This is a genomic window from Streptomyces sp. NPDC004752 (assembly GCF_053601275.1).
Map to the genome: position 1 here is coordinate 1 of NZ_JBSGBN010000123.1, position 14,825 is coordinate 14,825.

A 14,825-nucleotide genomic window follows, 5' to 3' on the forward strand; every position below is an offset into this window, starting at 1 on the left:
GCCGTGGCCGCTCGGCCGCCGGGCCGGTCAGCCGCTCCACGCCGTAGCGCAGCGCCGATGCGTAGGTGTCGTCCGGGTCGAGCCGGCGCAACTCCTCGGCCATCAGCTCGGACGTCTCGCGCCGCTTGAGCGCCACCGCACGATCCGGCTGCCCCTGGACGGACAGCGTGGCCAGCGAGCCGTCCGCGCGGTCCAGGGCGATCGGGCCGAAGTCGGTGTCCAGCCGGACCGCGGTCAGACCCGGTCCGGACGACAGCGATCGCTTGACGGGGACGTTCAGCCGGTCCGCGAGCCACATCGCCAGCAGCTCGCAGCTCGGGTTGAACTCCTCGCCCTCCACCTCGACGCCCTTGACCTCGCACACCACCTGGTCAAGGGCCGCGGCCAGCATCGAGCGCCAGGGGGTGATCCGGGTCCAGGACAGGTCGGTGTCGCCGGGCGTGTAGCTGTCCGCGCGGGCGGACAGCTCCCGCACCGGCTGCTCGGACGCGTAGGTGTCGGTGACCCGGCGCTGGGCGAGGGCGCCCAGCGGGTCCTTGGCGGGATCGAGCGGCGCGTTCACCGGCCACCAGACGACGACCGGGGCGTCCGGCAGCAGCAGCGGCAGCACCACGGAGTCGGCGTGGTCGGCGACCTCGCCGTACAGCCGCAGCACCACCGTCTCGCCGGTACCGGCTTCCGCGCCCAGCCGCACCTCGGCGTCCAGCCGCGAGGTGGTGCGGTCGCGCGGGGAGCGGGAGACGCGCTTGATGACGACCAGGGTGCGCGAGGGGTGCTCGTGCGAGGCGTCGCCCGCCGACTTCAACGCGTCGTAGGCGTTCTCCTCGTCGGTGACGATGACCAGGGTCAGCACCATGCCCACGGCGGGCGTGCCGATCGCGCGGCGGCCCTGCACCAGCGCCTTGTTGATCTTGCCGGCCGTGGTGTCCGTGAGGTCTGTCTTCATGGCCGGCGCCAGCTCCGTCCGTCTCGTGCGAGCATCTCGTCGGCCTCCGCGGGACCCCATGTGCCCGACGGGTACTGCGCGGGCTTGCCGTGCTTGTCCCAGTGCTCCTCGATCGGGTCGAGGATCTTCCAGGACAGCTCCACCTCCTCCGTGCGCGGGAAGAGGTTGGCGTCGCCGAGCAGCACGTCCAGGATGAGCCGCTCGTACGCCTCCGGGCTGGACTCCGTGAACGACTCGCCGTAGGCGAAGTCCATGGAGACGTCCCGGATCTCCATCGAGGTGCCCGGCACCTTGGAGCCGAACCGGACCGTGATGCCCTCGTCGGGCTGGACGCGGATGACGACCGCGTTCTGGCCCAGCTCCTCGGTCGCGGTGTGGTCGAAGGGGGAGTGCGGGGCCCGCTGGAAGACCACCGCGATCTCGGTGACCCGGCGGCCCAGACGCTTGCCGGTGCGCAGATAGAAGGGGACACCCGCCCAGCGGCGGTTGTCGATGCCCACCTTGATCGCGGCGTAGGTGTCGGTCTTCGACTTGGGGTCGATGCCGTCTTCCTGGAGGTAGCCGATGACCTTCTCGCCGCCCTGCCAGCCCGCCGCGTACTGCCCGCGGACGGTGTTGCGGCCCAGATCCTTCGGCACCCGTACCGCGCCGAGCACCTTGGTCTTCTCCGCGGCCAGCGCGTCCGCGTCGAAGGCGGCCGGCTCCTCCATCGCGGTGAGCGCCAGCAGCTGGAGAAGATGGTTCTGGATGACGTCGCGGGCGGCGCCGATCCCGTCGTAGTAGCCCGCCCGGCCGCCGATGCCGATGTCCTCGGCCATGGTGATCTGCACATGGTCCACGAAGGACCGGTTCCAGACCGGCTCGAACATCGTGTTGGCGAAGCGCAGCGCCAGGATGTTCTGGACGGTCTCCTTGCCCAGGTAGTGGTCGATCCGGAACACCTGGTCCGGTGCGAACACCTCGTGCACGACCTTGTTCAGCTCCTCGGCCGACTTCAGGTCGTGGCCGAACGGCTTCTCGATCACCGCGCGCCGCCAGGAGCCGCCGCTCTGGTCGGCCAGGCCGTGCTTCTTCAGCTGCTGGATGACCACCGGGAAGGAGCGCGGCGGCACGGACAGATAGAAGGCGAAGTTGCCGCCCGTGCCCTGTGCCTTGTCCAGCTCCTCGATGGTGGAGCGCAGCCGGTCGAACGCGTCGTCGTCGTCGAAGGTGCCCTGGATGAAGCGCATCCCCTGGATGAGCTGCTGCCAGACCTCCTCGCGGAACGGCGTCCGTGCGTGTTCCTTGACGGAGTCGTGGACCTCCTGCGCGAAGTCCTCGTTCTGCCACTCGCGGCGGGCGAAGCCGACGAGGGAGAAGCCCGGCGGGAGCAGACCCCGGTTGGCGAGGTCGTACACGGCGGGCATCAGCTTTTTACGTGACAAATCGCCCGTGACGCCAAAGATGACCAGGCCCGACGGCCCCGCGATGCGCGGGAGCCGTCGGTCCGAGGGGTCACGAAGCGGATTCGCTCCGGAACCGGAAAAACCGGAAAAGGGAGACAAGGTGTCAGCCTTCCGAGGGGGCGAGACGGTCCAGGACCGCCTCGGTCGACTTCAGCAGGTCGCTCCAGGACGCCTCGAACTTCTCGACGCCCTCGTCCTCCAGGACCCGGACCACGTCGTCGTACGAGATGCCGAGCTTCTCGACGGCGTCGAGGTCGGCGCGGGCCTGCTCGTAGGTGCCGGCGATGGTGTCGCCGACGATCTCGCCGTGCTCCTCGGTCGCCCGCAGGGTGGCCTCCGGCATGGTGTTCACCGTGTTCGGCGCCACCAGGTCGTCGACGTACAGGGTGGGCTTGTACGACGGGTCCTTCACCCCGGTCGACGCCCACAGCGGACGCTGCCTGCGCGCGCCCGCGTTCTCCAGCGCGCTCCACCGCTCGGAGGAGAAGACCTCCTCGTACGCCTGGTAGGCGAGGCGCGCGTTGGCGACGGCTGCCTTGCCGCGCGCGGCCTTGGCCTCCGGGGTGCCCAGGGCGTCGATCCGCTTGTCGATCTCGGTGTCCACGCGGGAGACGAAGAACGAGGCGACGGAACGGATCAACGACAGGTCAAGACCACGCTCCCTGGCCTTCTCCAGGCCGGCGAGGTAGGCGTTCATGACCTCGCGGTAGCGCTCCAGCGAGAAGATCAGCGTGACGTTGACGCTGATGCCGAGGCCGATGACCTCGGTGATCGCCGGCAGGCCCGCCTTGGTGGCGGGGATCTTGATGAGGGTGTTGGGGCGGTCGACGAGCCAGGCGAGCTGCTTGGCCTCGGCGACCGTCGCCCGGGTGTTGTGGGCCAGCCGCGGGTCGACCTCGATGGAGACCCGGCCGTCCTGGCCGTCGGTCGCGTCGAACACGGGCCGCAGGATGTCGGCGGCGTCCCGGACGTCCGCCGTGGTGATCATGCGGACCGCTTCCTCGACGGTGACCTTGCGGGCGGCGAGGTCCTCAAGCTGCTGCTCGTAGCCGTCCCCGCTGCTGATGGCCTTCTGGAAGATCGTCGGATTGGTGGTGACGCCCACGACGTGCTGCTGGTCGATCAGCTCGGCGAGGTTGCCGGACGTGATCCGCTTGCGCGACAGGTCGTCCAGCCAGATCGCGACGCCTTCCTCGGAGAGGCGCTTCAGTGCGTCTGTCATGGAAAATGCATCTCCTACAGGTCGTATATCAGCGTCAGCGCTGGGCGGCGGCGAGGGATTCCCGGGCCTTGGCGGCGACGTTCTCGGGGGTGAAGCCGAACTCCCGGAAGAGGGCCTTGCCGTCGGCGGAGGCACCGAAGTGTTCGAGGGAGACGATGCGCCCGGCGTCCCCGACATACCGGTACCAGGTCAGACCGATGCCGGCCTCGACCGCGACCCGGGCCCTGACGGCCGGGGGCAGCACACTGTCCCGGTAACCCTGATCCTGCTCCTCGAACCACTCCACGCACGGCATGGACACCACCCGGGTGGGGACGCCCTCGGCCTGGAGCCGGGTGCGGGCCTCGACCGCGATGTGTACCTCGGAGCCGGTGGCGATCAGAATCACCTGCGCATCGCCGCCCTCGGCGTCGAACAGCACGTAACCGCCGCGCGCGGCGTTCTCGTTCGGCTCGTAGACCGGTACGCCCTGGCGGGTCAGCGCGAGCCCGTGCGGGGCGCCCTTGCCGAACTCCTTGGTGTAGCGGCTGAGGATCTCGCGCCAGGCGGTCACGGTCTCGTTGGCGTCCGCCGGGCGGACGACGTTCAGGCCGGGGATGGCGCGGAGCGAGGCGAGGTGTTCGACGGGCTGGTGGGTGGGGCCGTCCTCGCCGAGGCCGATCGAGTCGTGCGTCCACACATAGGTGACCGGCAGGTGCATGAGCGCCGACAGCCGCACCGCGTTGCGCATGTAGTCGGAGAACACCAGGAAGGTGCCGCCGTAGACGCGGGTGTTGCCGTGGAGGGTGATGCCGTTCATCTCCGCGGCCATCGAGAACTCGCGGATGCCGAAGTGGATGGTGCGGCCGTAGGGGTTGGCGCTGGGCAGCGGGTTGTCCTTCGGCAGGAAGGAGCTGTCCTTGTCGATGGTGGTGTTGTTGGAGCCGGCCAGGTCGGCGGAGCCGCCCCACAGTTCGGGGATGACGGGGCCGAGGGTCTGGAGAGTTTTGCCGGAGGCGGCGCGGGTGGCGACGCTCTTGCCGGGTTCGAAGACGGGCAGGGCGTCCTGCCAGCCGGCCGGCAGGGTGCCGGTGCTGATGCGGTCGTACTCGGCGGCGCGTTCGGGCTGGTTGGTGCGCCATTCCTGGAAGGACTTCTCCCACTCGGCCCTGGCCTGGTGGCCGCGTTCGAGGGCCTGGCGGGTGTGGGCGAGGACGTCGTCGGCGACGGCGAAGTGGGCCTCGGGGTCGAAGCCGAGGACGCGTTTGGTGGCGGCGACCTCCTCCTCGCCGAGGGCGGAGCCGTGGGCGGCCTCGGTGTTCTGGGCGTGCGGGGCGGGCCAGGCGATGATGGAGCGCATCGCGATGAAGGACGGCCTGTCCGTGACCTGCCTGGCGGCCTCGATGGCGTTGTAGAGGGCGTGCGGGTCGAGGTCGCCGTCCGGCTTCGGGGCGACGCGCTGCACATGCCAGCCGTACGCTTCGTAGCGCTTGACGGTCTCCTCGGAGACGGCGGTCTCGGTGTCGCCCTCGATGGAGATGTGGTTGTCGTCCCAGAGCAGGATGAGGTTGCCGAGCCGCTGGTGGCCGGCGAGCGAGGAGGCTTCGGCGGAGATGCCTTCCTGGAGGCAGCCGTCGCCGGCGATGCAGTAGATGTAGTGGTCGAAGGGCGAGGCGCCGACGACGGTGTCGGGGTCGAACAGGCCGCGTTCGTAGCGGGCGGCCATGGCCATGCCGACGGCGTTGGCGACGCCCTGGCCGAGGGGTCCGGTGGTGGTCTCGACGCCCTTGGTGTGGCCGTATTCGGGGTGGCCGGGGGTAAGGGAGCCGAGGGTGCGGAAGGCTTCCAGATCGGCGAGTTCCAGGCCGAACCCGGCGAGGTAGAGCTGGGTGTAGAGGGTCAAGGAGGAATGGCCGGCGGACAGGACGAAGCGGTCGCGGGCGACCCAGTCGGGGTCGGCGGGGTCATGCCGCATCACCTTCTGGAAGAGGGTGTAGGCGGCCGGTGCCAGGCTCATCGCCGTACCCGGATGGCCGTTGCCGACTTTCTGTACGGCATCGGCGGCCAGGACGCGCGCGGTGTCCACCGCCCGCTGGTCCAACTCGGTCCACTCGAGGTCTGTGGTGGTCGGCTTGGTGCTCACCCTGAGTCAGGGCTCCTCTCCACATGTCAATGCCGGTGCGCTGGGGCGCCCACCGGCCGCTCTGAGCCTACCCCCGTGAGTACGCGCGTTTTCTCCCCGCTTTCCAGACTGCCGGGACTCGCGGCGATCCGCCTCCCGACCGGGGCGTACGACCTTCCACAACTGAATACGGACCCGCTCGTCCGAGTGCTCAATCGAGCCCTGGCGCGCACGTCGGCCAACCCCCGCAAACACGACCCGACCCCCGCGAAGGCCGAGGTATGGGCAACGTCTACAGTGGCGTGGTACGCGCGAGCCTTTACCGGGACTTCACGGGGGGAGGCTTGCTGGGATGTCTCTGTCAGGGGTGTGCGTGACGGCCGTCGAATCCCGTCCTGGGGGCACCTCCCAGGCCCTTAAGGCACTGGGGGAGGGGGTAATCGGTGCGAGCCAGAGCCCGGTCCACCGGCCGTTCGGGGCCCGTGTCGGGGCCTTCGTGGCACTGACCAAGCCGCGGATCATCGAGCTGCTGCTGATCACCACCGTGCCGGTGATGTTCCTGGCGCAGCAGGGGGTGCCGGACCTCGGCCTGGTCCTGCTCACCTGCCTCGGCGGCTACCTCTCCGCGGGCGGCGCCAACGCGCTCAACATGTACATCGACCGCGACATCGACGCGCTCATGGACCGCACCTCGCAGCGCCCGCTGGTCACCGGCATGGTGAGCCCCCGCGAGTGCCTCGCGTTCGGCATCACGCTGGCGGTCGTCTCGACGCTGCTGTTCGGGCTGACCGTCAACTGGCTGTCGGCCTGGCTGTCACTCGGAGCGCTCCTCTTCTACGTCGTCGTCTACACGATGATCCTCAAGCGGCGCACCTCGCAGAACATCGTCTGGGGCGGCATCGCCGGCTGCATGCCGGTGCTCATCGGCTGGTCGTCCGTCACCGACTCGATGTCCTGGGCGCCGGTCATCCTCTTCCTCGTCATGTTCTTCTGGACGCCGCCCCACTACTGGCCGCTCTCCATGAAGGTCAAGGACGACTACGCGCGCGTGGGCGTGCCGATGCTGCCCGTGGTCGCCTCCAACAAGGTGGTCGCGAGGCAGATCGTCGTCTACAGCTGGGTGATGGTCGCCGTCTCCCTGCTGCTCACCCCCCTCGGTTACACGGGCTGGTTCTACACGCTGGTGGCCCTGGTGGCGGGTGGCTGGTGGCTGTGGGAGGCGCACGCGCTGCAGAACCGGGCGAAGGCCGAGGTGACCGGCGGGAAGCTCAAGGAGATGCGCCTGTTCCACTGGTCGATCACCTATGTGTCACTGCTGTTCGTGGCGGTGGCCGTGGACCCGTTCCTGCGCTGACACACATCACAGCGCCCTGCTCTCGCCAGCCCGTCTACTCGTGAGTAGCATCGCGGTCATGGCAGACACGCAGCAGGTTGACCGGAAGGCCGAGCGCACGGCGGCGCGCCTCGCCAGGCAGATCGGCGCCTTCGCCAAGGCCCACGGCGGTGCCGAGGGCCAGCTGGCCTACATCGGCGAACGCGGCGCCCGGATCGTGCTCGTGGGCGAGGACGGCGGCTGGGGCGACCTGGTGGCCCCGACGTACGAGATCGCCGAACGGGCGGTGGCGAAGTCCGGCATCACGGTCCACGAGTCCTTCGACGGCGAGTTCGCGGCGAAGGTGCGGACGGGCGCGTACGAGTGGAAGCGGATGGCGGGCATTCAGCTCGGGGGTCGGATCGGGCGTTGAGCAGGCGCCTCTCGGCGTCCCTCGGCGCCTCTTCGGGGACGCGGTCGGCCGCGTGATCGGCCACGGACGAACCCGCAGCCGCCCGAACAACCCGCAGTCCCGGGTCGAGCCGCGACCTTAAGTCCCGTTCACCCGTTAAGACGGTAGGCATGCATACCGTCCACGCGGGGAGCCCGGATGATCGACACGCCGTCCCTGGTGGACCAGTACTGCCACGGAGTGCTCCGCACCGAACTGGGCCTCGGCACCTTCGAGGCCCGGCTCGCCCGCACCGAGGGGCCGCCCGCCCCGGGCACCACCCTCTTCGACACACAGACCGGCTTCGCCGTGCGCCGCTGGTGCCCCCCGCTGCTCGGCCTCGAACCGCACTGCACGCCCGCGCGCTACCTCGCCCGGCGCCGTGAACTCGGTGTGCTGGAAGCGGGCCGCAGGCTGCTGCGGGGCAGCGGCATCACCACCTACCTCGTCGACACGGGACTGGCCGGCGACCTCACGGGCCCCGACGAGATGGCGTCCACCGGTGCCGCCGAGGCCCACGAGATCGTGCGCCTGGAACTCCTCGCCGAGCAGGTCGCCGACACCTCCGGCACCGTCGAGTCCTTCCTCGCCAACCTCGCCGAATCGGTGCACGGGGCCGCCGCGCACGCCGTCGCCTTCACCTCCGTGGCGGGGGTGCGGCACGGGCTGGCGCTCGCGCCCGAGCCGCCCGGGCCCGGCGAGGTGCGCGGGGCGGCGGGCCGCTGGCTGGCCGGGCGCCGGGTCGGCGGGGAACTCGACGATCCGGCGCTGCTGCGCCATGTGCTGTGGATCGCGGTCGCCTCGGGCCTGCCGCTCCAGCTGCACGCCGGGCTCGGCGAGCCGCGCTCACGCATCGACCGTACGGACCCGGTGCTGCTCACCGACTTCGTGCGGGCCACCGCGGGCCTCGGCACGGACCTGGTGCTGCTGCACGGCTACCCGTACCACCGGCACGCCGCCCATCTCGCCGGGGTCTTCCCGCATGTGTACGCCGACTTCGGCGCCGCGCTGGTGCGCACCGGCGCCCGCGCGGCCGGTGTCCTCGCGGAGGTCCTGGAGCTGGCCCCCTTCGGCAAGATCCTCTTCTCCAGCGGCGCGCACGGGCTGCCCGAACTGCACGTCGTGGGCGCCCGTCTGTTCCGCGAGGCGCTCGGGCGAGTGCTGGGCACCTGGGTCGCCGAGGGCGCGTGGTCGCTGAGCGACGCGCAACGGGTGGCACGCCTGATCGCGGCGGAGAACGCGCTGCGGGTCTACGGCCTGGGGGACTGAGACGCACTCACGCGCACGCCTGTGGCGTCCGCCCTCACGCGTGCCCTGTGGCGTCCGGTCCTGCGCGCCCGTCCGCCGCATGCCCACGCGCGCGTGCCCTGCTCACGGGCTCACGCGCGCGTGCCGTTGCGTGGCGCTCACGCGTGCGTGGCGACCGGTGTCTCCAGCGAGGGGCCCGGCAGCGTGGCCGTCGCTTCGGGGCGCTCCCGCAGCGACAGCTGCACGCGCAGCACCCAGATCCACATCACACAGGAGCCCAGCATGTGGGCGCCCACCAGGACCTCGGGGAGATGCGTGAGGTACTGGACGTAGCCGATCGCGCCCTGGCACAGCAGCAGGATGAACAGCTCGCGCGTGCGGTCCCGCGGACCCTTGGGTGCGTCGACCGCCTTGAGGACGAACCACAGGGCGAAGGTCAGCGTCACCACGATCCAGGCGAGCACGGCATGCAGTTCGGCGACGGCCGCCCAGTCGACCGGGATCCGATCGACCTCGCTGGAGTCGCCCGCGTGCGGTCCCGCCCCGGTCACCACCGTGCCGACGGCGATCAGTAGGACGGACGCGGTCACCAGGACCCGCACCAGCTGCTGCACGGCCTGGCCGACCAGCGGGCGCGGCGCCCCGTCGCCCTCGCGGCTGCGCTGCCACATCACGGTGGCGACGGCGATGAGCGCGGTGGACAGCAGGAAGTGGGCCGCGACCGTGTACGGGTTCAGCCCGACCAGGACGACGATGCCGCCGAGCACCGCGTTGCCCATGACCACCCAGAACTGCGCCCAGCCCAGCCGGGTGAGGCCGGGCCGCCACGGCTGCTGCGCGCGGGCGGCGATGATCGCCCAGCCCACGGCGGCGCACAGCACATAGGTGAGCATGCGGTTGCCGAATTCGATGACGCCGTGCAGGCCCATGGCCCGGGTGGTGGTCAGCGAGTCGTCGGTGCAGGTGGGCCAGGTCGGGCAGCCGAGGCCCGAGCCGGTCAGCCGGACGGCACCACCGGTGACCACGATGACCACCGACATGACGAGTGCGGTGAGCGCCGCCCGTTGGACCGTGCGGGGGTTCGGGGTCCAGCGGGCGGCGATGAAGGCGAGCGGGTTGCGCACGGCCGCTGCGGCATCGGCGCGGGTCAGCTTTGGCACGCGCACCATGGTAGGCCGCCGCTTGTGCACGCGTTCACGAGGGTCACTCCCAGCGGAAGAAGCGTCCGGCCGCGGCCAGGCCCATGACCGCCCACCCGGCGAGGATTCCCAGGTCGCCCCACGGCATCCCGGCCCCGTGCTGGAGCACGTCCCGCAGCCCGTCCGACAGCGCCGTGACGGGCAGCAGCGCGAGCGCGTCCTGGACGCCGGAGGGGAACTTGTCGAGCGGGACGATCACACCGCCGCCGACGAGCAGCAGCAGGAAGACCAGATTGGCGGCGGCCAGTGTCGCCTCCGCCTTCAGCGTGCCCGCCATCAGCAGCCCGAGCCCCGAGAAGGCGGCCGTGCCGAGGACCAGCAGAAGCAGCACGGCGGCCACGGCGTTGGTCCCGCCGTGCGGCGACCAGCCGAGCGCGAAGGCGATCGCCGTCAGCAGGACCACCTGGAGGACCTCCGTGACCAGCACGGACGCGGTCTTCGCAGCCATCAGCCCCCAGCGCGGCAGCGGTGAGGACGCCAGCCGCTTCAGCACGCCGTAGCGCCGTTCGAAGCCCGTCGCGATGGCCTGGCCGGTGAACGCCGTCGACATCACGGCGAGCGCCAGGATGCCGGGCGCGAGGAAGTCCACCGCCTTGCCCGCGCCGGTGTCCACGATGTCCACGGCGCTGAACAGCACCAGCAGCAGCGTCGGGATCACGACCGTCAGCAGCAACTGCTCGCCGTTGCGCAGCAGCAGCCGGGTCTCGAACGCGGCCTGGGCCGCGATCATGCGGGGGAGGGGCGCCGCGCCGGGCGCGGGGGTGTAGGTGCCCACGGTGGTCACGAGCGCAGCTCCTTGCCCGTCAGTTCCAGGAACACGTCTTCGAGGGTGTGCCGTTCGACGGAGATCCGGTCCGGCAGCACTCCGTGTTGGGCGCACCACGAGGTCACCGTTGCCAGCAGTTGCGGATCGACCTTGCCGACGACCTGGTAGGAGCCCGGGGTCAGCTCGGCGGCGGTGCAGTCCGCCGGGAGCGCCTTCAGCAGGGAACTCGCGTCGAGGCCCGGTCGCCCGGTGAAGCGCAGCGTGTTCTCCGCGCCGTCGCGGCACAGCTCGTCGGGGGAGCCCTGGGCGATGACCCGCCCGGCGTCGATGATGGCGACGTCGTCGGCGAGCTGTTCGGCCTCCTCCATGGAGTGCGTGGTGAGGATCACGGAGACGCCGTCGGCGCGCAGATCCCCGATCAGGTCCCAGGTGGCGCGGCGGGCCTGCGGGTCGAGCCCGGCCGTCGGCTCGTCCAGGAAGACCAGCTCCGGGCGCCCCACGACGGCCATGGCGAGCGCCAGCCGCTGCTGCTGCCCGCCGGACAGCCGTCGGTACGAGGTCCGCCCGCAGCCGCCGAGCCCGAGCCGTTCGATGAGCGCGTCCACGTCCAGCGGACGGGCGTGCAGCGCGGCCACATGGCGCAGCATCTCCTCCGCCCGGGCGCCGGAGTACACCCCGCCGGACTGGAGCATCACGCCGATGCGGGGACGCAGCCCGGCGGAGTCCCGCACCGGGTCGAGGCCCAGGACGCGCACCGTGCCGGCGTCCGGCCTCCGGTACCCCTCGCAGGTCTCGACCGTGGTCGTCTTGCCCGCCCCGTTGGGGCCGAGTACGGCGGTCACACCCGTCTCGGCCACCAGGTCGAGGCCGTTCACCACGGTCTTCGTGCCGTACCGCTTCACCAGGGCCTGGACCTGGACCACAGGCTCACTTCGCATGGCTCCAGAGTCTAGGGATGCCGCCTGGCGCTCAGACCGGCGGGTGCGGGAACTCGTCCGTGCGGGGCCGGTGCATCGCCAGCCATCGCCCGGCGTACGCCACGGCGTCCGCCAGGGGGAACAGGCGTGCGTCGGCGGCGCCCACCGTGCCCCGCACGACGGGCCGGTCCCGTTCGAAGTCGTGCCCCAGCTCGTCGAAGCGCTCCGAGCTGATCGACACCTCGGTGACCCGCTCCCAGCCGTCCGGTCCTGGCCGGCCCACCTCGACCAGCGGAGCCGGGATCCGGTACTCGGCCAGGTGGAAGGCGGTGCAGCTGTCGTAGCCCGCGCCGAGCAGCAGCACCCGCGCGCCCAACTGCTCCAGCCGGGCCAGCGGGCTTTTCTCGCCCAGCCGGCAGTCGGGCGCGTGCCCGGCGACGATCTCGGCGGCGCGCGGGCCGAGCGCGGCGAAGGAGGTCTGCGGGTGCGCGCTGCGCAGGGCGCCCGGCCAGGTCCGCACGGTCTCCGGGATGATGCCGACCCCGCGGGTGGGTGTGGTGTGCGGGTCGTAGCGGGGCATCGAGGCCCGGATGGTCTCCCACCACTCCTCGGGCACCGGAGGGCTGCGCCAGACGGCCGGATCGGAGAGGTCGCCGGACTGGGCGGGCACCACGAGGGTGCCGTCCGGCCCGAGGGCGTCGAGCAGGCCCTGGACCACGGCGACGGCGCCGCCGCACACCCAGCCGAGCGAGCTGAGCGAGCAGTGCGCCAGCAGGATCTCGCCGGGTTCGACGCCGAGCGTGCGCAGCCGGGCCGCGACGGTGTCGCGGGTGACGAGCGGGCCGGTCACGGTTTCGGGCATGGCCCGGGAGTCTGCCGGAAGCGGTGGCGCGGCGCCATCGCATTGGCCGGGGCCGATGATCGATCAAAGATCGTTTCCGCAGGTGAGATTAGGTTTACCTAAGTGACCCGGGGAACCGTCCGCCCGGTGGGACGCGGCTTGTCAGGCTCCGAGGAATTACGCAACAATGGCGTTGTGAAAAACGTCGGCGAGGCTCGGGAGACCCCCACGGGGGCCGTTCAGGAAGAGCTCGTGGCCGGGTTGCGCTCGGATCGCTCCACGCGCAACCGGGTCGCGCGGTCCATCCTGGACCACGGCCCGTCGACCGTCGCCGAGCTGGCGGGACGACTGGGACTCACCCAGGCCGCCGTGCGCCGGCACCTGGACGCCCTGGCCGCCGACGAGGTCGTCGAGGCGCGCGAGCAGCGGGTGTACGGGGCGCGGACCCGTGGCCGTCCGGCCAGGGTCTTCGCGCTCACCGACTGCGGCCGCGACGCCTTCGACCAGTCGTACGACAAGCTCGCCGCGGACGCGCTGCGCTGGATCGCAGACCGGGAAGGCGGCCCGGAGGCGGTCACCGCCTTCGCCCGCGCCCGGATCGCCGCGCAGGCGAGCGCCTACCGCAAGGCGATCGAGGCCGCCACGCCCGACAAACGCGCCGAAGCCCTGGCCAAGGCCCTGAGTGTCGACGGGTACGCTGCTACGGCGCGCAGCGCACCGGTCGGCGAGCAACTGTGCCAGCACCACTGCCCGGTCGCACACGTCGCCGAGCAGTTCCCGCAACTGTGCGAGGCGGAGACGGAGATCTTCGCCGAGCTGCTCGGCACACACGTCCAGCGGCTGGCGACCATCGCCCATGGCGACGGTGTCTGCACGACATTCATCCCCAAGATTTCCACTGACTCATCTGCAAGTACGGCCGGGAGGAACCCCGCATGACTCTCCCCACGGAGACTGCCCACCCCGAGCTCGAGGGTCTGGGCACGTACGAATACGGCTGGGCCGACTCCGACGAGGCCGGTGCCGCGGCGAAGCGCGGCCTGAACGAGGGGGTCGTCCGCGACATCTCGGCGAAGAAGTCCGAGCCGGAGTGGATGACCAAGCTGCGCCTCAAGGGCCTGCGACTCTTCGAGAAGAAGCCCCTGCCGAACTGGGGCTCGGACCTGTCGGGCATCGACTTCGACAACATCAAGTACTTTGTGCGCTCCACGGAGAAGCAGGCGGAGTCCTGGGAGGACCTGCCCGAGGACATCAAGAACACGTACGACAAGCTCGGCATCCCCGAGGCGGAGAAGCAGCGCCTCGTGGCCGGTGTCGCAGCGCAGTACGAGTCGGAGGTCGTCTACCACCAGATCCGCGAGGACCTGGAGGAGCAGGGCGTCATCTTCCTCGACACCGACACCGCGCTGAAGGAGCACCCCGAACTCTTCAAGGAGTACTTCGGGACCGTCATCCCCGCCGGTGACAACAAGTTCGCCTCGCTGAACACCGCCGTGTGGTCCGGCGGCTCCTTCATCTACGTCCCGCCGGGCGTGCATGTGGAGATCCCGCTCCAGGCGTACTTCCGCATCAACACCGAGAACATGGGCCAGTTCGAGCGGACCCTGATCATCGTCGACGAGGGCGCCTATGTGCACTACGTCGAGGGCTGCACCGCGCCGATCTACAAGTCGGACTCGCTGCACTCCGCGGTCGTCGAGATCATCGTCAAGAAGAACGCCCGCTGCCGCTACACGACCATCCAGAACTGGTCGAACAACGTCTACAACCTGGTCACCAAGCGCGCCGTGGCGTACGAGGGCGCGACCATGGAGTGGATCGACGGCAACATCGGCTCCAAGGTGACGATGAAGTACCCGGCCGTCTACCTGATGGGCGAGCACGCCAAGGGCGAGACCCTCTCCATCGCCTTCGCGGGCGAGGGCCAGCACCAGGACGCGGGCGCCAAGATGGTCCACATGGCGCCGAACACGTCGTCCAACATCGTCTCCAAGTCGGTGGCGCGCGGCGGCGGCCGCACCTCCTACCGCGGTCTCATCGAGATCGGCGAGGGCGCCCCGGGCGCCAAGTCGAATGTGCTCTGCGACGCCCTGCTGGTGGACACCATCTCCCGGTCCGACACGTACCCGTACGTCGACGTCCGTGAGGACGATGTGTCCATGGGTCACGAGGCGACCGTCTCCAAGGTCTCCGAGGACCAGCTGTTCTATCTGATGAGCCGCGGCCTGTCCGAGTTCGAGGCGATGGCCATGATCGTGCGCGGCTTCGTCGAGCCGATCGCCAAGGAACTGCCCATGGAGTACGCGCTGGAACTCAACCGGCTGATCGAGCTGCAGATGGAGGGCGCGGTCGGCTGATCGCCGGCCCGCGGTCCCCG

Annotated in this window: 13 protein-coding genes; 5 read left to right on the top strand and 8 right to left on the bottom strand. The window is 70.5% G+C overall.

What is annotated here, in order from left to right; all coding sequences use genetic code 11:
* The 4 genes from opcA to tkt all read right to left on the bottom strand — a co-directional run.
* Positions 1 to 946 (bottom strand): glucose-6-phosphate dehydrogenase assembly protein OpcA (opcA, locus tag ACWEKM_RS36090; RefSeq protein WP_451625498.1); only part of this gene is annotated, 946 nt, incomplete at its 3' end.
* Positions 943 to 2,490 carry a glucose-6-phosphate dehydrogenase gene (zwf, locus tag ACWEKM_RS36095; protein ID WP_451625499.1) on the bottom strand — a complete coding sequence of 516 codons (1,548 nt, stop codon included), beginning with the start codon at positions 2,488 to 2,490 and terminating at the stop codon, positions 943 to 945. The genes zwf and opcA, both read right to left, overlap by 4 nt.
* Positions 2,491 to 2,494: 4 nt before the next feature.
* Positions 2,495 to 3,613 carry a transaldolase gene (tal, locus tag ACWEKM_RS36100; protein WP_451625500.1) on the bottom strand — a complete coding sequence of 373 codons (1,119 nt, stop codon included), beginning with the start codon at positions 3,611 to 3,613 and terminating at the stop codon, positions 2,495 to 2,497.
* Between the two features lie 34 nt (positions 3,614 to 3,647).
* Positions 3,648 to 5,735, bottom strand: coding sequence for a transketolase (gene tkt, locus ACWEKM_RS36105; RefSeq protein ID WP_451625501.1), 2,088 nt, complete (start codon positions 5,733 to 5,735; stop codon positions 3,648 to 3,650).
* Between the two features lie 346 nt (positions 5,736 to 6,081).
* Here tkt and ACWEKM_RS36110 point away from each other — a divergent pair, with 346 nt between their 5' ends.
* The 3 genes from ACWEKM_RS36110 to ACWEKM_RS36120 all read left to right on the top strand — a co-directional run bounded on the left by ACWEKM_RS36110 (position 6,082) and on the right by ACWEKM_RS36120 (position 8,746).
* A complete protein-coding gene (locus tag ACWEKM_RS36110; protein WP_451625527.1) occupies positions 6,082 to 7,068 on the top strand; it encodes a heme o synthase in 987 nt (328 codons plus the stop codon).
* Positions 7,069 to 7,126: 58 nt separating this feature from the next.
* A complete protein-coding gene (locus tag ACWEKM_RS36115; RefSeq protein ID WP_451625502.1) occupies positions 7,127 to 7,459 on the top strand; it encodes a hypothetical protein in 333 nt (110 codons plus the stop codon).
* Positions 7,460 to 7,636: 177 nt separating this feature from the next.
* Positions 7,637 to 8,746 carry an amidohydrolase family protein gene (locus ACWEKM_RS36120; RefSeq protein ID WP_451625503.1) on the top strand — a complete coding sequence of 370 codons (1,110 nt, stop codon included), beginning with the start codon at positions 7,637 to 7,639 and terminating at the stop codon, positions 8,744 to 8,746.
* Positions 8,747 to 8,883: 137 nt separating this feature from the next.
* Here the strand turns inward: ACWEKM_RS36120 and ACWEKM_RS36125 are convergent, their stop codons facing one another.
* Genes ACWEKM_RS36125 through ACWEKM_RS36140 form a run of 4 tightly spaced genes read right to left on the bottom strand, consistent with a single transcriptional unit; the run spans position 8,884 to position 12,469 of the window.
* Entirely contained in the window at positions 8,884 to 9,894 is a 1,011-nt protein-coding gene (locus tag ACWEKM_RS36125) for a COX15/CtaA family protein (protein WP_451625504.1), read from the bottom strand.
* A gap of 34 nt (positions 9,895 to 9,928) precedes the next feature.
* Positions 9,929 to 10,654 carry an ABC transporter permease gene (locus ACWEKM_RS36130; protein WP_451625528.1) on the bottom strand — a complete coding sequence of 242 codons (726 nt, stop codon included), beginning with the start codon at positions 10,652 to 10,654 and terminating at the stop codon, positions 9,929 to 9,931.
* A 50-nt stretch (positions 10,655 to 10,704) separates the two neighbouring features.
* Positions 10,705 to 11,628, bottom strand: a complete 924-nt coding sequence (locus ACWEKM_RS36135) for an ABC transporter ATP-binding protein (RefSeq protein WP_451625505.1) — start codon at positions 11,626 to 11,628, stop codon at positions 10,705 to 10,707.
* 31 nt (positions 11,629 to 11,659) lie between these two features.
* A complete protein-coding gene (locus tag ACWEKM_RS36140) occupies positions 11,660 to 12,469 on the bottom strand; it encodes an aminoglycoside N(3)-acetyltransferase (protein WP_451625506.1) in 810 nt (269 codons plus the stop codon).
* A gap of 174 nt (positions 12,470 to 12,643) precedes the next feature.
* On the opposite strand from ACWEKM_RS36140, the gene ACWEKM_RS36145 reads away from it, so the two are divergent.
* The gene (locus ACWEKM_RS36145; protein WP_451625507.1) at positions 12,644 to 13,387 is read left to right on the top strand and encodes a helix-turn-helix transcriptional regulator; all 744 of its coding nucleotides are present in this window, start codon (positions 12,644 to 12,646) and stop codon (positions 13,385 to 13,387) included.
* Positions 13,384 to 14,805: a Fe-S cluster assembly protein SufB gene (gene sufB / locus ACWEKM_RS36150; RefSeq protein ID WP_451625508.1), complete on the top strand. Its 1,422-nt coding sequence runs from the start codon at positions 13,384 to 13,386 to the stop codon at positions 14,803 to 14,805. The genes ACWEKM_RS36145 and sufB overlap by 4 nt, the downstream gene beginning before the upstream one ends.
* The last annotated feature ends 20 nt before the right edge of the window (positions 14,806 to 14,825 follow it).

What these genes read in the sequence shown, in the direction of transcription:
- tal (WP_451625500.1), bottom strand. Translation starts at nt 3,613, where the DNA reads ATGACAGACGCACTGAAGCGCCTCTCCGAGGAAGGCGTCGCGATCTGG.
- ACWEKM_RS36115 (WP_451625502.1), top strand. Translation starts at nt 7,127, where the DNA reads ATGGCAGACACGCAGCAGGTTGACCGGAAGGCCGAGCGCACGGCGGCG.
- ACWEKM_RS36120 (WP_451625503.1), top strand. Translation starts at nt 7,637, where the DNA reads ATGATCGACACGCCGTCCCTGGTGGACCAGTACTGCCACGGAGTGCTC.
- ACWEKM_RS36125 (WP_451625504.1), bottom strand. Translation starts at nt 9,894, where the DNA reads ATGGTGCGCGTGCCAAAGCTGACCCGCGCCGATGCCGCAGCGGCCGTG.
- ACWEKM_RS36130 (WP_451625528.1), bottom strand. Translation starts at nt 10,654, where the DNA reads ATGATCGCGGCCCAGGCCGCGTTCGAGACCCGGCTGCTGCTGCGCAAC.
- ACWEKM_RS36135 (WP_451625505.1), bottom strand. Translation starts at nt 11,628, where the DNA reads ATGCGAAGTGAGCCTGTGGTCCAGGTCCAGGCCCTGGTGAAGCGGTAC.
- ACWEKM_RS36140 (WP_451625506.1), bottom strand. Translation starts at nt 12,469, where the DNA reads ATGCCCGAAACCGTGACCGGCCCGCTCGTCACCCGCGACACCGTCGCG.
- sufB (WP_451625508.1), top strand. Translation starts at nt 13,384, where the DNA reads ATGACTCTCCCCACGGAGACTGCCCACCCCGAGCTCGAGGGTCTGGGC.